Raw genomic sequence first — 18,330 nt, 5'->3', positions numbered from 1 at the left:
CAGGGAACCCATTTGGGAGGAAGCATATGAAATCTTATCTGACCGGTCTCGTCGCCGCTGCGGCCCTGACCGTTGCCGCCGTCGCGCCTGTCGCTGCCCAGCAGGGCGGGCGCATCATCGTCGTCACCCACGGACAGGCCAACGATCCGTTCTGGTCCGTCGTGAAGAACGGCGTCTCAGAGGCCGGCAAGGACATGAATGTCCAAGTCGATTACCGCGCGCCCGAAACCTTCGACATGGTGTCCATGAGCCAGCTCATCGATGCTGCCGTGAACCAGAAGCCCGCGGGCCTCGTGGTCTCGATCCCCGATGCGTCGGCACTCACCGCCTCGATCCAGAAGGCTGTGGCCGCCGGCATCCCGGTGATCTCCATGAATTCGGGCTCCGACGTGTCGAAGAAGCTCGGCGCCATGCTCCATGTGGGGCAAGATGAGGTCGAGGCCGGACGCATCGCCGGCGGGAAGCTCAAGGAGATGGGCGGCAAGGTCGGCATCTGCGTCAACCAGGAAGTCGGTAACGTCTCGCTCGATCTGCGCTGCAAGGGTTTCTCGGAAGGCTTCGGCGGCAAGGTGACGGTGCTGCCGGTATCGAACGACCCGACCGATATCCGGGCCAAGGTGAAGGCGGCGCTCGCCGCTGACGGCACCGTCGATACGGTGCTGGCGCTGGGTGCCGGCACGGCGGGCGAGCCGAGCGTTGCGGCGGTGAAGGATGCCGGCAAGACAGGCACTGTTCGCGTGGCGACGTTCGATATGTCCGCCGGCTTCCTCAAGGCGATCGCTGCGGGCGAGGCGGTCTTCGCCATCGACCAGCAGCAATTCCTGCAGGGCTATCTGCCTGTGGCCTTCCTCGCGCTCAACGCGAAATACGGCCTCATGCCCGGCGGCAATGTTCCTTCCGGCCCGAACCTGATCACCAAGGAAAAGGCCGCTCAGGTGATCGATCTCTCCGCGAAGGGCATTCGCTAAGCCTCATCGAAGCCCGCGGCCGCAAGGAACCGCGGGCTTCCTCTTACATGCGATTGTTTCAAGGGAGGCTCTCATGGTGCACACCACCCAGCCGACCGCCGATGTGTCTCCGGCGCCTGCCGTCAAGAAAATTCAGGATGAACGCCTCAGGGAGGTGTCCGTCCTGACGAAGATCATGCGCCGCCCCGAGCTCGGTGCGCTGGCAGGTCTCGTGCTGGTCGCCATCTTCTTCATGTCCACCGCCGACCCGTCGATGTTCACGCTGGCGGGCGTGATGAACATTCTCTCGCCGGCATCTCAGCTCGGCATTCTCGCCATCGCGGCTGCCCTGCTCATGATCGGCGGCGAGTTCGATCTTTCCATCGGCTCCATGGTGGCGTTCACCGGCCTCGTCTTCGGCAGCTTCGTGACTCTCTCCGGCTGGCCGCTTCTTCTCGCAATTCTCGCGACCTTCGTGGTCGCCGCCGTTCTCGGGGGCTTGAACGGGCAGATCGTTATCCGCACGCGTCTGCCGTCGTTTATCGTGACGCTTGCCTTCCTGTTCATCCTGCGCGGCCTGTCGCTGGTGGGACTTAAATGGGCGACCGGCGGCTCCACGCAGATGCGCGGCATCGGCGCGGATTCGGGCGGGGACTTCGTGCGGGAAATCTTTTCCGGCACAGCGCTCGAAGGCTTGTTCTCCTGGCTTGCCGCCAACAATCTCATCGCAAAATTTCCGAATGGAACGCCCACGGTCACCGGCGTGCCCGTGTCCATCCTCTGGTTCATCGGCATCGCGCTTCTCGCCACCTGGATCCTGCTGCGCACCCGCGCCGGAAACTGGATCTTCGCCTCCGGTGGTGACGCGAATTCCGCGCGCAATTCCGGCGTGCCGGTGGACCGGGTGAAGACCGGTCTCTTCATGCTCACCGCCTGCGCCGCCGCCCTGGTCGCAATCCTCACGGTGCTCGATGCAGGCTCGACGGATGCGCGGCGCGGCTTCCAGAAAGAGTTCGAGGCCATCATCGCGGCGGTGATCGGCGGCTGCCTTCTCACCGGCGGCTACGGCTCGGCCATCGGCGCATTCTTCGGCGCCATCATCTTCGGCATGGTCTCCATCGGCCTCACCTATACGAGGTTCGATTCGGATTGGTTCCAGGTGTTCCTCGGCGCCATGCTGCTGCTGGCGGTTCTGTTCAACAACTTCATCCGCCGCAAGGTGACGGGAGAACGGTGATGGATAGCCAAGCTCCGCTCATCGAAGTTCGCAATCTCGTCAAGCATTTCGGCTCCGTCATCGCCCTGTCGGGCGTCTCGCTCTCCGTCCATCGCGGCGAGGTGATGTGCCTGCTGGGCGACAACGGCGCGGGCAAGTCCACGCTCATCAAGACGCTTGCCGGCGTGCACAGGCCGACCTCGGGCGATTTCATGGTGGAGGGCCAGCCCGTGACCTTCACGAGCCCACGCGACGCGTTGGACGCGGGCATCGCCACGGTCTACCAGGACCTSGCSATGATCCCGCTCATGTCGGTGACGCGCAATTTCTTCATGGGYCGCGAGCCGGTGAAGGGTGTCTGGCCCTTCCGCCGGGTGGATTTCGATCATTGCGATGCCGTCACGCAGGACGAGATGCACAAGATCGGCATCGACGTGCGCGATCCGCATCAGGCTGTGGGTACGCTCTCCGGCGGCGAGCGGCAATGCGTGGCGATTGCCCGCGCGGTCTATTTCGGCGCGAAGGTGCTGATTCTCGACGAGCCGACGTCCGCGCTCGGCGTTGCGCAGACGTCCATGGTGTTGAAGTACATCCATCAGGTCCGCCAAAAGGGCCTCGGCGTCATCTTCATCACGCACAACGTGCGCCACGCCTACGCGGTGGGCGACCGGTTCACCGTGCTCAATCGCGGGAAGACGCTGGGGACGTATGCGAAGTCCGATATCCAGATTGAGGAACTGCAGAACCTCATGGCCGGCGGCAAGGAATTGCAGGCCGTGTCGAAGGAACTCGGCGGGATGGTCTAGGACCCAACGACAAATGTAGCCTTCATCCTGAGGGATCACGCAGCGACTGGATGGAAGGACGAGGGCGTTTCCAGAGACCACTGGACGATCCTTCGAGACGCAGGCTCTGCCTGCTCCTCAGGATGAGGGTGGGATTTTATCGTTTCAGGAGCCTCGCGAATGAAGTCTCTCAACGTCGGCCTCATCGGCACCGGCTACATGGGCAAATGCCACGCGCTCGCCTGGAACGCGGTGGCTTCCGTGTTCGGTGATGTGCCTCGCCCGCGCCTTGCCATGCTGGCCGAAGCCTCGCAGGATCTGGCGGAACGCAAGGCGCAGGAGCTCGGCTTCGCGCGGGCCACCGGCGACTGGCGCTCGCTTGTCGCCGATCCTGAGATCGATGTCGTCTCGATCACGACACCCAACGCCTTTCACCCGGACATGGCCATTGCGGCGCTGGAGGCGGGCAAGCATGTGTGGTGCGAGAAGCCCATGGCGACGAAGCTTGTCGACGCGGAGCGCATGTTGGCCGCGGCAAGGGCCTCCGGCAAAGTCGCGGCGCTGGGATACAACTATATCCAGAACCCCATCATCCGCCTGATCCGCCGCCTGCTCGACGAAGGCCGTATCGGCGAGGTCAACCATGTGCGCTTCGAGATGGACGAAGACTTCATGGCGGACCCGGAGGAGCTCTTCTACTGGAAGAGCGAGGCATCCTCCGGCCATGGCGCGCTCGATGATTTCGGCGTCCATCCTTTGAGCCTGCTCTGGACGCTTCTGGGCGGCGTGCGGTGCGTCTGCGCTCACATGTCGAAACCTTACGTGGACCGTCCTCTACGTGATGGCGGACGCCGCGCCGTCGAGACTTACGACATCGCCGCCATCCTGCTGGAACTGGAAAATGGCGCATCGGGCGTGATGGCGCTCAATCGCTCCGCCTGGGGACGGAAGGGGCGCATCTTCATCCAGATCTTCGGCTCGAAAGGCACCATCGTCTTCGATCAGGAACGCATGAACGAGGTGCAACTTTACACGATCGATGATGCGAGAGAAACGCAGGGCTTCCGGACAATCCTGGCCGGGCCTAAGCACCCGCCCTACGACAAGTTCATTCCCGCACCCGGTCATGGTCTCGGCTTCAACGATCTCAAAATTATCGAGTGCAGGCAGCTGATCGACCGCATTCACGGCGAGCCTGCGGTGCTGATCGAGTTCGAGGACGGCATTCGCATCGAGCGCACGGTGGATGCCATGGCGCGCAGCGCGCATGAGGGACGATGGGTGGAGCTGGCGGCTTAAGTCGCGTGAGCCTTCAGCACATCGAGGAACGCATCCGCATAGCGGTCGAGCTTGGCTTGGCCCACGCCATGCACTTCGCCGAAGGCTCGCGTTGATGTCGGCTTCTTTGCCGCCATGTCGATGAGGCTGCGATCGGAGAAGATGACGTAGGCCGGCACGCCTTCTTCCTTCGCAAGGCGCGTGCGCAGGGCCTTCAGGTCGAGCAGCAACGGATCGTCGGAAGGCACAACGGATTCCGCCTCCATGCGCGAGCGCTTGCGGCGGCGGTCGGCTGGCTTCATCAGCACGTCGGAGCGCAGCTCGATCCGCTCCTGGCCTTTCAGTACCGCAACGCCCTTGTCGGTGAGCGTCCAGCGGCCGTATTCGGCGAGCTCCAGGCTCACGAGTCCGGCGGCATAGATCTGGCGCAGCAGCGAGCGCCACTCGTTCTTCGAGCGATCCTTGCCGACGCCGAAGGTTTTCAGCTTGTCATGGCCGAAACGCATCACGGCATCGGTCCCGTCGCCAACGACGATGCTGATGAGATGCTCTGTGCCGAAGCGCTCGCCGGTGCGCACGATAGCCGAGAGAAGCTTCTGCGCCTCGATGGTGCCGTCGAAGGACATGACGCCGTCGATGCACAGGTCGCAATTGCCGCAGGGCTCCGTGGTTTCGCCGAAATAGGCGAGCAGCGTCTGGCGCCGGCAACGCGGCGCTTCGCAAAGCGCAACGAGCGCGTTCAGGCGCTGGCGCTCCACGCGCTTCTGCTCGTCGGAGGCATCGCTCTGCTCGATCTGCATGCGGCGCAGGCGCATGTCGTCGAGGCCGTAGAGGGTGAGCGTGTCGGCGGGCGCGCCGTCACGGCCCGCGCGGCCGATCTCCTGGTAATAGGCCTCGATGGATTTCGGCAGAGCCGCATGCGCCACGAAGCGCACGTCGGGCTTGTCGATGCCCATGCCGAAGGCGACGGTCGCCACCATCACCACACCGTCTTCCTGCAGGAACATGTCCTGGTTCTTGGCGCGCGCGCCTTGAGGCATGCCCGCATGATAGGGCATGGCGCGGTAGCCGGCCTGGCTCAGCGAATCCGCGAGCTTCTCGGTGGCATCGCGCGACGAGCAATAGACGATGCCGCTCTCGTGCCGGTGCTTGTCGAGGAAGGAGAAGAGCTGGCGCCGCGACTGCTCCTTGGCCTGCATGGCAAGGCGCAGGTTCGGGCGGTCGAAGCCGTGGATGAAGAGGCGCGGCTCCTCCTCGAACAGGCGATGCATGATATCGCCGCGCGTCGCCACATCGGCGGTGGCGGTGAGCGCGATGGTCTGCACGTTGCCGAGCCTGCGGCGCACCTCGCCGAGCATGGCGTATTCGGGACGGAAATCGTGTCCCCATTGCGAGACGCAATGCGCCTCGTCGATGGCGAGCAGGTTCACGCCGGAGCGGCCGAGCCACTCGGTGGTGCCGGTATTGGCGAGCCGCTCGGGAGAGGCGTAGAGAACGCGCATGCGGCCGTCGCGCACGGCATCCACCACCCGGCGGTTCTCGTCCTGGTCGTTCGCGGAATTGAGGCTGCCCGCCTCGACGCCGAAATGGCGCAGCGCCGCGACCTGATCGCGCATGAGGGCGATCAGCGGCGAGACCACGACGGTCAGGCCCTCCCGGACAAGCGTCGGCAGCTGGTAGCAGAGGGACTTGCCCGCGCCCGTGGGCATGACGGCAAGAACGTCCTCGCCCGCCAGCACGGCGCGCACGATCTCCTCCTGTCCTTCGCGGAAGGACGGAAAGCCGAAAACGTCGTGGAGAATCTTAGCGGGGTCGATCACGTCTGGGGTGTGGCCGATGACGGATTCAAGGTCAATGCGGCATCGGGAATCTTGAGCTGCGCCAGAACGCCTTTGGCAGCCGCGATTCCCGTGGCGAAGGTGGCCTGGAGCAGGTAGCCGCCGGTCGGGGCCTCCCAGTCCAGCATCTCGCCCGCAGCGTATACTCCCGGCAGCCGCCCCAGCATCAGGTGTTCGTCGAGTTCCGCGAAGGGGATGCCGCCCGCTGAGGAAATGGCCCGGTCCAGGGGCTTAATGCCCGTAAGAGTCAAGGGAATGGCCTTGATGAGGCGCGCCAGGGCGTCAGGCTCCCCGGGCAGGCGCGAATCTGATTCGCGTAATAGTGTGATTCCGAGAGGGCTCAAACCGGCTGCCTTGCGCAGGAAGGTGGAGGCGGATTGCCCTTTCCGGGGTGCGCTCAGGCGCTTCGCCAGAGCTTCTTCGGACAGATCAGGCCTGAGATCGAGGTGGAGAACGGCTTGTCCCTCGCGCTCGATGGCGTTCCGGAGGCGGGCAGACAGAGCATAGACCGCACCGCCCTCGATCCCATCTGCCGTGACGATGGCCTCGCCCCGAACCGTCACTCCCTTGAAGGTCAAGGCGATTCGCTTCAGAGGCTCGCCCTCGAACCGCCCGCGCATCACCTCGGACCAGGGCAGGGTGAAGCCCATATTGGCCGGGCGTAACTGGGCCACAGCAACGCCCTTGGCCTCGAGAATCTCCACCCAGGAACCGTCCGAGCCGAGTCTCGGCCAACTCGCGCCGCCGAGCGCCAGGATCGTGGCGTCAGCCTCGACCGTCACGCTTTCCCCGGTGGCATCGGTGAAAACCAGGGTGCCATTCGCATCCCAGCCCTGCCAGCGATGGCGCAGGGCGAAGCGGACGCCAAGCCCATCCAGGCGGGACAGCCAGGCCCGCAGCAGCGGGGAGGCCTTGAAGGCTTTGGGGAACACGCGCCCGCTGGAGCCGACGAAAGTCTCCTGCCCCAAGCCCTCGCACCAGGCCCGCAGGTCCTCCGGGCGGAAGGCTTCGATCAGGGGGCGAAGCGCCGGGGCGCCCTCCGCATAGCGGGCGACGAATCGCTCGAATTCTTCCGAATGGGTCAGGTTCAGGCCGCCCCGCCCGGCCATGAGAAATTTCCTGCCCAACGAAGGCATCCGGTCGTAGATTGTCACGGCTACGCCTGCGCGCGCCAGCATTTCGGCAGCGATCAGCCCTGCGGGGCCGCCGCCGATGATGGCGACATGAGGGGAGGGTGGGGACACGGGCATGCGCTCAGCTGACGCGGAAGGAGGTGGAGCAAGAATCTGGACCCTCACGCTGCAACATGGCATTCAACGCGTCGGATCATGGCTGTTTGCACATGACCGCCACAGGATCTTTTTTCAAGGGGAGCGGCGCCGAACGCCGCCTCAAGGGGAAAATTCGATGCGTGTTCTTTCAATCTGCGCCCTGATCGCCTTGGCGCTCGCAGGCTGCGCCTCCGATTCGGCGCTGATCGCGACCGACAAGGTTCTCGCCAGTACGACCACCGACGCCGCCGAGGCGGCGCGGCTGATCTCCGCCTATCGTGTGTCCAGGGGGCTGAGTCCGGTCACCGTGGATTCCGGCCTGAACAAGGCCGCCGAGCACCAGGCCCGCGCCGTAGCGGCGGCGGGCCGGCTCAGCCACGGCAATTTCGCGAGCCGCATGGATGAGTACGGCATCATCGGCTATTCGGCCGAGAATCTCTCGGCAGGTTCGTCCTCCGTCGATGGCGCGATCGGCCGCTGGAAGGCCTCGCCCGGCCACAACACCAATCTGCTGCTGCCCCAGGCCCGCAAGATCGGTCTTGCCCGCGCCGACGCAGACAACCGCTACGGACGCTACTGGGCTCTCGTTCTCGGTCAGTAAGGGCGGGCACAAAGGAAGCCATGGCGCGTTAGCTCCGTGGTTCCCTCTCAAGTGCGTCCCTCATGACCCATCAGCAAATGCTCTCCTTCGCCATCGTCGCCGGGATGATGGCGCTTTTCGTGTGGGGGCGTTTTCGCTACGACCTCGTGGCGGTCCTGGCGCTTCTCGCCGCCGTGCTGGTGGGCATCGTTCCGGCGAACAAGGCCTTCACCGGCTTCAGCGACGACATCGTCATCATCGTCGCGAGCGCGCTGCTCGTCAGTGCAGCGGTTGCGAAATCCGGGGTGCTTGAGGCGGCACTCAATCGCGTCGGTCCCTACCTGCGCAACACGCAGATGCAGGTCATCGTGCTGGTCGCCACGGTCACGGTGCTCTCGGCTTTCGTGAAGAATATCGGCGCACTGGCGATGATGATTCCCGTCGCATTCCAGCTCGGGCGACGCACGAACACACCGCCGTCGTCCTTCCTCATGCMGATGGCCTTCGGCTCGCTTCTCGGCGGCATCGTCACCCTGGTCGGCACCTCGCCCAACATCATCGTGTCGCGGGTCAGGCAGGAATTGCTGGGCGAGCCTTTCGGCATGTTTGACTTCACGCCGGTGGGCCTCGGCATCGCGATTGCGGGCGTCGTCTTCCTCGCCTTCGGCTACAGGCTTCTGCCCAAAGGTCGCAAGGGCGCTGCCTCCCTCGTAGAGGCGCTCAACATCAAGGATTACATCACCGAGGCGCGGGTGATCCAGGAATCCGATGTGGTCGGGCAGACGGTGGCCGATCTGCATAAGCTCGCCAACGGCGAGGTGAAAGTGGCGGCGATCATCCGCAACGAGACCCGAAGCTCGAGCCCGTTGCCGGATGCGATGATCCGCGAGAACGATCTTCTCATGCTCGAGGGCGAGCCCGATGCGCTCGAGAGTGCGGTCGCGCGGGCGGGCCTCAAGCTCACCCGCGAGCATAGAGTGCCGGAGATCGAGGAAGCCACGGACGAAATCGGCGTGATCGAAGCCATCGTCGGGCCGAGCTCACCTCTGGCGGGCCACTCCGCTGAAATGATCGGCCTGTACGAGCGCTTTCAAATCAACCTGATCGCGGTGAGCCGCAGCGGCGAGCGGTTCAAGGAACGCTTGCGCACGATCACGCTTCGGCCGGGCGACGTGATCGTGCTCCAGGGCAATCTCAAGAAATTGCCTGATACCCTACAGCAAATCGGCTGCTTGCCGCTCGCCGCGCGGGAGATCAGACTCGGCAGCGCGCGCAGGAGCCTGCTTCCCATCGTCATCCTTGGCCTCGCCATGGTGCTGGTCGCCTTCGATATCCTGCCGGTCGCCATCGCTTTCTTCGGCGCGGGCGTGCTGCTGGTCCTGTTCGGCTCGCTGTCCTTACGCGAAGCTTACGAGACCATCGAATGGCCCATCATCGTCATGCTCGGCGCGCTCATTCCGGTGAGTGAATCGATTCGCACGACCGGCGGCACGGATCTCATCGCTGGATGGCTCTCCTCCGCCGCGAACATGCTGCCGCCGACGGGCGCGATCGTGCTCATCATGGTGGCGGCCATGGCGGTGACGCCGTTTCTCAACAACGCGGCGACGGTGCTCGTGATGGCGCCGATTGCCGCGAGCTTCGCAAACCAGCTCGGCTTTAGGCCCGATGCCTTCCTCATGGCGGTGGCGATCGGGGCTGCCTGCGATTTTCTCACGCCCATCGGCCACCAATGCAACACGCTGGTGATGGGGCCGGGCGGCTATCGCTTCGGGGATTACTGGCGGCTCGGCTTGCCGCTGTCGATTCTCGTCGTCGTGGTGGGAACGCCCCTGATCATGGTCTTCTGGCCGCTGCAATGAGCGGCGTCAGGGCAGGATTGTCGTCAGCAGCAGCGTGGTTCCGGCGACGGATGAAACGAGGGCGATGACCATCGCCCAGCAATGCATCCGGTTGCGCTCTTCCTGGTTCAGTAGGGGACGCAGGCGCGAATCGGAGCGACCGAAGATGAAGCTCGCATTCCGCACGGGCTTGGGCGAATGCGGGATGATGCTGAAGCTCGACCTCACCGCCTGGCGCACTGGGCTATGGGCAAGGTCGGCACCGTAGGAGGCATGGCGGGAGGGCTGGAAACTCATGGCGTCACGCTTGGAGGAGAAAGGTTACGGCATCACGTTCGCCCCCAAGCAATGAACGGGAGGTAAAGGATTCACAGCCTTCGCATTCGTCGTAAATCAAACGTTTAAATGCGAAGGCGCCGCCTTGGCGTCACTGCGTGCGTCGAACCACAGAAATCGGGTCGCGAAGGGGCGTGGTCTGTGTCATGGAAGGCCGAGACAAGAGGTCCCCGCAATGCCCGAGCCGCAAGATCCCAACGCCATCCGCAAAACCATGACAGTCGCCGATTGGGGCGTGCTGGCGACCTTGTCGCTGGTCTGGGGCGGCTCCTTCCTGTTCAACGGCGTCGCGGTGYGGGAATTGCCGTTTCTGACCATCGTCACGTTGCGGGTCGCGATTGCGGCGCTTGCCCTGCATGTGGTCCTGCGCGTTATGGGCCTGTGGTTGCCGCGCGAGCGTCGGGTCTGGGCCGCCTTCATCGGCATGGGCATCCTCAACAACGTCATCCCGTTCACGCTCATCGTCTGGGGGCAGAGCCACATCGCGAGCGGGCTGGCGTCGATTCTCAACGCCACCACGCCGCTCTTCACGGTGATCGTGGCGCACTACTTCACGACGGACGAGAAGTTGACCGGCCACAGGCTCATGGGCGTCATCGTCGGATTCTTCGGCGTGGCCGTGATGGTGGGGGCAGCGGCGGTCGCCGGCTTGAGTGCCAATGTGCTGGCGCAGCTCGCCATCCTGGGAGCAGCCTTGTCCTACGGTTGTTCGGGCGTCTATGGCCGCCGCTTCAAGGCCATGGGAATTCCGCCGCTCGCGACAGCCGCGGGGCAGGTCACGGCGTCGAGCGTGATGCTGCTGCCGTTCGCCCTCATCATCGACCGTCCCTGGACTCTGCCAATGCCGAGCCTTGCCGCGATCCTTTCGATTCTCGCCCTCGCCCTCGTCTCGACGGCGTTTGCCTATCTTCTCTTCTTCCGGCTGCTCGCCCGCGCCGGCGCCACCAATGCGGGGCTCGTGACCTTCCTGATTCCGGTGAGCGCGATTCTCTTCGGTGTCGTCCTGTTGGGCGAAACCCTGGAGCCGCGTCACATCGCCGGAATGGCGCTGATCGGCGCAGGGCTTCTCCTCATGGACGGGCGGATCATGTCCGTCTTCAGCGCGAAGCGCCCGGCTGCGCACGGAAGCGGTTGAACATCATATCCGGCGCGCTGGTGTTGTGGCGCGAGGGAAGCAGGCGTCCCATCCACGCATCCGTCGCCTTGGCGTCGCGGAAGTTCATGATCATCTCCTCGCGCCAGGAGTGGGCATTGGCCTCGCGCACGGCCATGCGCGCCACGTCCGCGTTGAACTCGGTCACGTACATGGAGCGAAGCGCCGCGAAAGGCACGCCCGACACGGCCTGATCGAAGGTCACGTCGAGCGCCAGACGCTCCTCGTTGAGCGCCTTGATCTTCACCTCGGCCTTGCCGCCCTTGGAGAGCGTCAGGGCGAAGCTCATGGCCTTCGGGTCGAAAGCCACGTCCTTCAGGTTCACCACCGGGCGCTGGTCGAACTCCACCGGGCCGACGAGGAAGGATGAGCCGTAGGCGGTCCATTCCAGGTGCTCGGGCGGCAACGGCTTGATGCGCCAGTAGCCGTCGCCCGGATAGATCACGAGAACCTCTTCCGCCTTGTCGCCGCGCTTCTTCAAAAGCTGAAGCAGGTGGATGTTGCGCTCGACACGGGTGCCGATGGTCACGGTCACGTCGCTTGGGCGCCAGAACTCCGTGAAGGACAGGCCGATGATGCGCATATCGGCATCTTCGTAGAGCGTGCTCATCGTCGGGTGAGGCTTCGCGGAGGTCTCCGCCGAGATGTCCTCGCAGGCCGTCCAGTCCGGCTCCCAGCGGTCCTGGCGCAGGGTGCCCATATAGGCCGGGTGCACGGCCTCGATGCTGAAGCTGCGCACATCCGGCGAGGCGAAGTTGATGGCGATGTTGTCCTTCTCCGCGCAGAGGACCGGCTCACTGGTATTCGTCACATCGACGGCAAGGCCGTCGAGGGTCGCGGCATGGGCCATCGAGGTTATGCCAAGGAAGCCGAGGGCGAGGAGCCGGGAAAACATCATGGGCATCATGAACAATCGTTGTTTATGAATGGGTGGCCGAGCCGTTCGGCGCACAGATACCGCGCTGCCGCCGACGCGTCGAGATATCCGGATTTGCAGACTGGCCTTTGCATGGGGCCTGTTGATGGCGCATGGCAGCCATCCTATCTCAGGAATTAGGGTTCATGGGCCTCCTGTGGTAAGGTGAGCTCTATCCCGAAGCTTGGCTTCCCAGGTTTGGCTGGTATCCGGCAAAGACCTGATTTTCCAAACGTTTAAGGCTGTCTGCCCGAGTTTTCTTGATGATGCGCCTGACCTTGAGCCTGTCCGACAACCCCGACACGACCTCGGTCGAGCGGGCGATCATGGAGTTCCGCAGCGCCCGTCCCGTCGTGATCGACGGACCGGAGGCGAGCGCGCTCGTGATCGGCGTCGAGGACTTGGACGAGGCCCGCAGCGCCGAGATCGAGGCGATTGCCGGCGGTCACGCTCATCTCATCCTGCCCGCCGCCCGCCTGCGCCGCCTTGGCCTCGAGCGCGACGTGCCGGGTCGTGTGGCTTTGCCCGTGGTGAGCCGCGAGCGGGTCGAGACCCTGGCCCTCAAGGTCGGTGCGCGGATCGACGCGCCGGTCCGGCCCGCGGGCGATCTGGACGAAGAGGCGGTGGAGCTTGCCCGCCTCTCCCTCGTCCTGCCCGCCGTGATCGTGGTGCCGCTTTCCGCCGGGATCGAGATCGATCCGTCCCTCGTGCGGGTAACTGCTTCAGCCATTCGTGCTTACCGCCGTGCCAAGGCCCTTGACCTGAAGATCGTGAGCCGCGCCCCGGTGCCGCTGGAAGGCGCGCCGACCAGCGAATTCGTGGTGTATCGCGGCGGCGAGGGACTGCGCGATCAGGTGGCGATCATCGTCGGCAAGCCGGATCTGTCCAGTCCGGTTACCGTGCGCCTGCATTCGGCCTGCCTCACGGGCGATCTGTTCGCCAGCCTCAAATGCGATTGCGGCGACCAACTGCGCGAGACCGTGCGCTTCATGGCCGAGAACGAAGGCGGCATCCTGCTCTATCTCGATCAGGAAGGACGCGGGAACGGCCTCGCCAACAAGATCCGCGCCTACAAGCTCCAGTCTCAGGGCTACGACACCTACGAGGCTGACGAGGTTCTGGGCTTCGAGACCGACCAGCGCCGCTTCGATTTCGCGGCCGAGATGTTGAAGCAGCTTGGGGTGGCGAAGGTGCGCCTCATGACCAACAACCCCGAAAAGATCCGCGCCCTGTCCGAGGCGGGCCTTCAGGTGATGTCCGATCACCGCGTGCTCGGCCGCCCGACGCCTGAGAATGTCAGCTATCTCGCGGCCAAGCGCGACCGCGCCGGGCATTACATCGACCTCGAAGGGCTGCTCGCCTGCTCCAATAAGGACTAGGGCGAGGTCTTCTCGATATTTCCCTTCGATCCGATATTGTCGCGCTCCAATAAGGTTCTAGCTTTTCCCTTGGCGGAGACGACCGCTTCGGCCTGACCGCCTTGCCACGTGCGCCAGCTTGCGCTGGCGGGTTAGGGGAAAAGCCATGTGGAGCCAAGTTTACGACCCGTTCGGCAACGCCGTGTTATCGACCGTCGCAGCCGCCATTCCGGTGGTCCTGCTTCTGGTGATGATCGCCTCCGGAAAAGTGAAGGCGCATATCGCCGCTATGATCGCCCTGGCGGCCGCCATCGCGGTTGCCATCATCGCGTTCACCATGCCCACCGGACTTGCCCTCCGCGCCGCGCTCTTCGGCGTGGCAACCGGCATGTTCCCCATCGGCTGGATCATCCTGAACGTCATCTTTCTCTACCGGCTCACCGTGGAGAAAGGGTACTTCGCGACCCTCCAGCAATCGGTCGGAAACCTTACGACGGATCGGCGTCTGCAATTGCTGCTCGTGGCTTTCGCCTTCGGCGCGTTCTTCGAGGGCGCGGGCGGGTTCGGCACGCCCGTTGCCGTGACGGGCGCTATTCTCATCGGTCTCGGCTTTTCGCCGCTCGCGGCATCCGGCCTCTCGCTCATCGCCAATACCGCTCCGGTGGCCTATGGCGCGCTCGGTGCGCCGATCCAGGGATTGGCATCCGTCACGGGCTTCGATCCTTACGTGCTCGGCGCCATGATCGGCCGGCAGCTCCCCTTCTTCTCGGTGATCGTGCCGTTCTGGCTGATCTGGGTCTTCGCGGGTTTCCGCGGCATGATTCAGATCTGGCCGGCGATCCTTGTCTGCGCGGTCTCCTTCGCGATCCCGCAATTCGTGATCTCGAACTTCATCAATCCGTGGATCGTCGATATCGGCGCATCGCTCATCTCGATGGCCTGTCTCGTCGCCTTCATGCGGGTCTGGCATCCGAAGGAGATCTGGACGTCGCCGGCTTTGCGCACGCACGATGCTTCCGCCGCCACGCTGACACGGCCCGCTCCTTTGGGCGCCGGCGCATCGGGTGTGATGCCTCAGGCTCCGCGCGGCGAAGTCATCCGCGCGTGGGTTCCGTGGATCATCCTGTCCGTGATCGTCGCGATCTGGGGCACCGGCTGGTTCAAGTCGCTCGTCAATCCGATCTTCACGTGGAGCTATCCCATTCCCGGCCTGCACAACATCGTGCAGAAGGTTGCGCCTATCGTGGCCAAGCCGACACCGGAGCCGGCGATCTTCGCCTTCACCTACCTGTCCTATACGGGCACGGGCGTTCTCATCGCGGCGATCATCGCCGGTCTCGTCATGGGCTTCTCGCCTCTGCGGCTCATCACCGCCTGGTTCGAGACGATCTGGGTCCTGCGCTACTCGCTCATCACCATCGCGTCGATGCTCGCCATCGGCACGCTCACGCGCTTTGCGGGGGTCGATGCCACGCTGGGACTTGCGTTTGCGGGAACCGGATTCTTCTATCCGTTCTTCGGCACTTTGCTCGGCTGGCTCGGCGTCGCGCTGACGGGCTCGGATACCGCATCCAACGTGCTGTTCGGCGGCTTGCAGAAGATCACGTCGGAGCAATTGGGATTGTCGCCGATCCTCATGGCGGCAGCCAACTCGTCCGGCGGCGTCATGGGCAAGATGATCGATGCACAATCCATCGTCGTCGCGTCAACGGCAACGAACTGGTTCGGTCACGAAGGCAGCATCCTGCGCTTCGTGTTCTGGCACTCCATCGTGCTCGCTTCCCTGGTGGGCGTGCTGGTGATGCTGCAGGCTTATGTCCATCCGTTCTCGGCCATGGTCCTGCACTAACGAAAAACGCCGCCGGATTATCTCCAGCGGCGCTTTGTTCGAGCCGGCTTATCGCGCAGGCATTCCTGTCTCGATGATCTTCGCCCAGAGCGACACGCCGTAAGGCGTCGCCTCGTCGTTGAAGTCGTAGGCCGGGTGATGCACGCCCGCGCTGTCGCCGTTGCCGAGGAAGATGTAGGCACCGGGGCGCTTCTCGAGCATGAAGGAAAAATCCTCCGCGCCCATCTCCGGTGGGAAATTCGTTTCGACGGCGCTCTCGCCCACGACGGCCTTCGCGACCGAGGCAGCGAAATCAACCTTCTCCGCATCGTTCACCGTCACCGGGTAGCCGCGGTTATAGGTGATGTTCGCCTTCGCGCCGAAGACAGCGCAGGTGTTCTCGACGATGGTACGGATGCGGGTTTCCGCCAGATCGCGAATGGCGGGAGACAACGTGCGCACGGTGCCGAGCAAGGTCGCGGTCTGCGGGATGACGTTGAAGGTATCGCCCGCTCGGATCGTGCATACGGACACCACCACCGATTCCAGCGGATCGACGCTGCGCGAGGCCACGGATTGCAGAGCCGTGATCACATGGGCCGCTGCAACAATGGGGTCGATGCAATCATGCGGATAGGCCGCGTGCCCGCCCTTGCCTTCGATGACAATGGTGAAGCGGTCGGCGGCGGCCATGGTCGGGCCGGGGCGCATGGCGAAATGGCCGATCGGCACGCCAGGCCAATTGTGCATGCCGTAGACCTCCTGGATGCCGAAGCGCTCCATCAGGCCGTCCTCCACCATCGCGGCGCCACCGCCGCCGCCTTCCTCCGCCGGCTGGAAAATCACGATGGCGGTGCCGTCGAAATTGCGCGTCTCGGCGAGATATTTCGCGGCCCCCAGCAGCATGGCGGTGTGGCCGTCATGGCCGCAGGCATGCATCTTGCCGGGCACCTTGGACTTATAGGGCACGTCGGTTGCTTCCTCGATGGGAAGCGCATCCATGTCGGCGCGCAGGCCGATTACCTTGCCCGAGATATTCGTGCGCCCCTTGATCACGCCGACGACGCCGGTGCGGCCAAGCCCGGTCACCACCTCGTCGCAGCCGAAATCTTTCAGCTTCTCAGCCACGATCCCGGCGGTGCGGTGGACGTCGTATTCAAGCTCCGGATTTTCATGGAAATCCCGACGCCAGGCGGTGATCTCATCGGTGAGATCGGCAACGCGGTTGATGATCGGCATGAACGCACCTCCGGCATGATCGGGAATGCCTACCGAACCAAGCTAAAGCCCGAAGGTCAAGCGCGGCGGCTCAGGATGGCCTTGGGGCGTGTGGTGCGGAACTGCCCGCGTTCGATCGCCACGAAGATCAGCACGAGCATGATCAGGCCCGTGAACCACCAGACCTGGGTGGTGCCGATGCCGAAGCAACCGAGCGCGAAGGCGGTGGCGAAGGCAGCCATGATGCCGGGGCCGAGGATGGGGCGATGGCCCTGTGCGCCCATGGCGGCGCGATAGAGCAGGATCGCCCCGGCGAGTGCGCCGATGAGGCCAAGCTCGTACCAGATTTCGAACAGCAGGGTCGAGGGCGCGCGCGAGGGGATGATCCCATAGATCCGCCCCCTGATGGATGTTTCCAGCCCATGGCCGGTGAGCAGCCGCAGCGGATCGGCGAGAATGGTGTCGCGCCACACGCCAAGGCTCAAAGCCGCCGCGGAATTCGGCCCCAGCACACCGTCGCTCAGAGGCTTCAGGACGAAGGGGAGAACAGGGGCCAACAGCAGGAGGCCTGCCATGGCGAATGCGACGAAGCGCGAGCCCAAAGCCGGGCTCGTGGCGGTGAGAGCGAAGGCGAGGGCGCCGATGGCCATGCCGTAAAGCGGCAGGCCGTCCGTGGCGGCAAAAGCGCCGAGCGCGACCGCCAGGACGAGGGCCAACGCCTCGAGGTTGCGGCCCCTGGAATGGAGCCAAGTAACGGCGGGCCAGAGCAGCAGGACGAGCACGATCATGCCACGCTCGATGCTCAGACCCTCCGGGTCGAGGCGCGCGCCTTCCTTCAGGACCAGGGGCACGGCGACCAGGGCGGCAAGGCCGACGCCGAGGGGCAACAGGTAAAGATTGGCCGAGCGCATGCGCTCGGGCAGGGCCAGATACCCGACGAGCGCCATCAGGCCCATGACGATGATGTTGAAGAGCCGCTCGGAGGCCTGGGGCAGGAACGGCGTCCAGATCAGGGAGAGGCAGGCCCACAGCAGCAGGACGCCGCCTGCCAGGATCCCGCGCGACCCCAGCAGGTCGGTCAGGCGTTGCATGGGCTGCCTGGCGCTGCCGTCCAGGATAGAGGCCAGCACGATCAAAACCACGGCCAGAGGCGCCAGGATGACCATGGCGCGCCGGGTCAGGAACGCCACCGACGGAATCACGAGAAACAGGATCGCAAAGCCGATTCGCCGCAGCATGGAGGCGGCATCCGCTGAGGGGTTGGCCGTGTGGGAGATGGGGCGGACCATGAGGCTTGAGGCAATCGTCTGTTGGGCGTGTTCGGAAGGGTTAAGCTAGTGGAGGGAGGGGGCAAAAGCTGTAGGTGCTGTGCAACACCCGGAACCTTTGCAGTCATGTGAGGGCCTTTAGGCGCTCAGCGACGCTCCGAGGGAGGGGCACGTTCTCTCCCCTTGCGGGGAGGGCTAGAGCATCGGATGTTTAATCGGACGCATATCCAGCAGCCTTGAGGTAGTTCCAACACTCGTGCGGCTCAAACAAATCGCAGATGTCGCCGAGGGCGCGCCAGAGCGCGTCGAACGTTCGCGCCTCGGCCTTGCGCAAGTGTGCCTTGATCTTGGCAAAGGCCTGTTCAATGGGGTTCATATCGGGCGAATAAGCCGGCAGGAACAGGAACCAGGCTCCGCGTTGCTTCAGACACTGCGCAGCCTTTTCACTTTTGTGAACGTTGCTTCAGACACTGCGCAGCCTTTTCACTTTTGTGAAC

15 protein-coding genes and 1 pseudogene are annotated in these 18,330 nt (G+C 64.2%); 9 read left to right on the top strand and 7 right to left on the bottom strand.

Going from position 1 to position 18,330, the window contains the following annotated elements; all coding sequences use genetic code 11:
- The first annotated feature begins 26 nt into the window (after positions 1–26).
- The 4 genes from ACXJKO_RS02615 to ACXJKO_RS02600 all read left to right on the top strand — a co-directional run bounded on the left by ACXJKO_RS02615 (position 27) and on the right by ACXJKO_RS02600 (position 4,247).
- Positions 27–968, top strand: coding sequence for a sugar ABC transporter substrate-binding protein (locus ACXJKO_RS02615; protein WP_457089519.1), 942 nt, complete (start codon positions 27–29; stop codon positions 966–968).
- Between the two features lie 73 nt (positions 969–1,041).
- Positions 1,042–2,184 (top strand): ABC transporter permease, encoded by a 1,143-nt coding sequence (locus ACXJKO_RS02610; protein ID WP_457089518.1) that lies wholly within the window; start codon positions 1,042–1,044, stop codon positions 2,182–2,184.
- A complete protein-coding gene (locus ACXJKO_RS02605; protein ID WP_457089517.1) occupies positions 2,184–2,969 on the top strand; it encodes an ATP-binding cassette domain-containing protein in 786 nt (261 codons plus the stop codon). The genes ACXJKO_RS02610 and ACXJKO_RS02605 overlap by 1 nt, the downstream gene beginning before the upstream one ends.
- 159 nt (positions 2,970–3,128) lie before the next feature.
- The gene (locus tag ACXJKO_RS02600) at positions 3,129–4,247 is read left to right on the top strand and encodes a Gfo/Idh/MocA family protein (protein ID WP_457089516.1); all 1,119 of its coding nucleotides are present in this window, start codon (positions 3,129–3,131) and stop codon (positions 4,245–4,247) included.
- Here the strand turns inward: ACXJKO_RS02600 and recQ are convergent.
- Positions 4,244–6,046, bottom strand: coding sequence for a DNA helicase RecQ (gene recQ / locus ACXJKO_RS02595; RefSeq protein WP_457089515.1), 1,803 nt, complete (start codon positions 6,044–6,046; stop codon positions 4,244–4,246). The two genes, ACXJKO_RS02600 and recQ, sit on opposite strands and share 4 nt — an antisense overlap.
- Positions 6,043–7,314, bottom strand: coding sequence for an NAD(P)/FAD-dependent oxidoreductase (locus ACXJKO_RS02590; protein WP_457089514.1), 1,272 nt, complete (start codon positions 7,312–7,314; stop codon positions 6,043–6,045). Before ACXJKO_RS02590 ends, recQ begins: the two co-directional genes overlap by 4 nt.
- Before the next feature lie 157 nt (positions 7,315–7,471).
- Here ACXJKO_RS02590 and ACXJKO_RS02585 point away from each other — a divergent pair, with 157 nt between their 5' ends.
- Both ACXJKO_RS02585 and ACXJKO_RS02580 read left to right on the top strand, forming a co-directional pair.
- Complete coding sequence (locus ACXJKO_RS02585) at positions 7,472–7,936, top strand: CAP domain-containing protein (protein ID WP_457089513.1); 465 nt, start codon at positions 7,472–7,474, stop codon at positions 7,934–7,936.
- 62 nt (positions 7,937–7,998) lie between these two features.
- Entirely contained in the window at positions 7,999–9,777 is a 1,779-nt protein-coding gene (locus ACXJKO_RS02580) for an SLC13 family permease (protein ID WP_457089512.1), read from the top strand.
- A gap of 6 nt (positions 9,778–9,783) precedes the next feature.
- Here the strand turns inward: ACXJKO_RS02580 and ACXJKO_RS02575 are convergent, their stop codons facing one another.
- Positions 9,784–10,053 carry a hypothetical protein gene (locus ACXJKO_RS02575; protein WP_457089511.1) on the bottom strand — a complete coding sequence of 90 codons (270 nt, stop codon included), beginning with the start codon at positions 10,051–10,053 and terminating at the stop codon, positions 9,784–9,786.
- Positions 10,054–10,267: 214 nt separating this feature from the next.
- Here ACXJKO_RS02575 and ACXJKO_RS02570 point away from each other — a divergent pair, with 214 nt between their 5' ends.
- The gene (locus ACXJKO_RS02570) at positions 10,268–11,227 is read left to right on the top strand and encodes a DMT family transporter (protein WP_457089510.1); all 960 of its coding nucleotides are present in this window, start codon (positions 10,268–10,270) and stop codon (positions 11,225–11,227) included.
- Here the strand turns inward: ACXJKO_RS02570 and ACXJKO_RS02565 are convergent.
- Positions 11,190–12,140, bottom strand: coding sequence for a hypothetical protein (locus ACXJKO_RS02565; RefSeq protein ID WP_457089509.1), 951 nt, complete (start codon positions 12,138–12,140; stop codon positions 11,190–11,192). The two genes, ACXJKO_RS02570 and ACXJKO_RS02565, sit on opposite strands and share 38 nt — an antisense overlap.
- Before the next feature lie 287 nt (positions 12,141–12,427).
- On the opposite strand from ACXJKO_RS02565, the gene ribA reads away from it, so the two are divergent.
- A complete protein-coding gene (ribA, locus tag ACXJKO_RS02560) occupies positions 12,428–13,540 on the top strand; it encodes a GTP cyclohydrolase II RibA (RefSeq protein ID WP_457089634.1) in 1,113 nt (370 codons plus the stop codon).
- A gap of 145 nt (positions 13,541–13,685) precedes the next feature.
- Positions 13,686–15,368 (top strand): L-lactate permease, encoded by a 1,683-nt coding sequence (locus ACXJKO_RS02555; RefSeq protein ID WP_457089508.1) that lies wholly within the window; start codon positions 13,686–13,688, stop codon positions 15,366–15,368.
- Between the two features lie 48 nt (positions 15,369–15,416).
- Here the strand turns inward: ACXJKO_RS02555 and ACXJKO_RS02550 are convergent, their stop codons facing one another.
- From ACXJKO_RS02550 to ACXJKO_RS02540, 3 genes and pseudogenes are all read right to left on the bottom strand, one after another.
- On the bottom strand, positions 15,417–16,586 hold the full coding sequence (locus ACXJKO_RS02550; protein WP_457089507.1) for a M20 aminoacylase family protein: 1,170 nt from the start codon (positions 16,584–16,586) through the stop codon (positions 15,417–15,419).
- Positions 16,587–16,642: 56 nt separating this feature from the next.
- Complete coding sequence (locus ACXJKO_RS02545; RefSeq protein ID WP_457089506.1) at positions 16,643–17,803, bottom strand: peptide ABC transporter permease; 1,161 nt, start codon at positions 17,801–17,803, stop codon at positions 16,643–16,645.
- Between the two features lie 241 nt (positions 17,804–18,044).
- Positions 18,045–18,281 (bottom strand): annotated as a pseudogene (locus ACXJKO_RS02540) (transposase); the annotation flags it as partial.
- Positions 18,282–18,330: the final 49 nt, after the last annotated feature.

This window comes from Microvirga sp. P5_D2 (genome assembly GCF_054049475.1).
Note: the sequence above shows the minus strand (reverse complement) of the source record. Positions and strands in the feature narration are given on the sequence as shown.

Bases quoted from the DNA above. Each gene is read 5' to 3' on its own strand.
- ACXJKO_RS02615 (WP_457089519.1), top strand. From the start codon at position 27: ATGAAATCTTATCTGACCGGTCTCGTCGCCGCTGCGGCCCTGACCGTT.
- ACXJKO_RS02610 (WP_457089518.1), top strand. From the start codon at position 1,042: ATGGTGCACACCACCCAGCCGACCGCCGATGTGTCTCCGGCGCCTGCC.
- ACXJKO_RS02600 (WP_457089516.1), top strand. From the start codon at position 3,129: ATGAAGTCTCTCAACGTCGGCCTCATCGGCACCGGCTACATGGGCAAA.
- ACXJKO_RS02590 (WP_457089514.1), bottom strand. From the start codon at position 7,314: ATGCCCGTGTCCCCACCCTCCCCTCATGTCGCCATCATCGGCGGCGGC.
- ACXJKO_RS02585 (WP_457089513.1), top strand. From the start codon at position 7,472: ATGCGTGTTCTTTCAATCTGCGCCCTGATCGCCTTGGCGCTCGCAGGC.
- ACXJKO_RS02575 (WP_457089511.1), bottom strand. From the start codon at position 10,053: ATGAGTTTCCAGCCCTCCCGCCATGCCTCCTACGGTGCCGACCTTGCC.
- ACXJKO_RS02565 (WP_457089509.1), bottom strand. From the start codon at position 12,140: ATGTTTTCCCGGCTCCTCGCCCTCGGCTTCCTTGGCATAACCTCGATG.
- ribA (WP_457089634.1), top strand. From the start codon at position 12,428: ATGCGCCTGACCTTGAGCCTGTCCGACAACCCCGACACGACCTCGGTC.
- ACXJKO_RS02555 (WP_457089508.1), top strand. From the start codon at position 13,686: ATGTGGAGCCAAGTTTACGACCCGTTCGGCAACGCCGTGTTATCGACC.
- ACXJKO_RS02550 (WP_457089507.1), bottom strand. From the start codon at position 16,586: ATGCCGATCATCAACCGCGTTGCCGATCTCACCGATGAGATCACCGCC.
- ACXJKO_RS02545 (WP_457089506.1), bottom strand. From the start codon at position 17,803: ATGCTGCGGCGAATCGGCTTTGCGATCCTGTTTCTCGTGATTCCGTCG.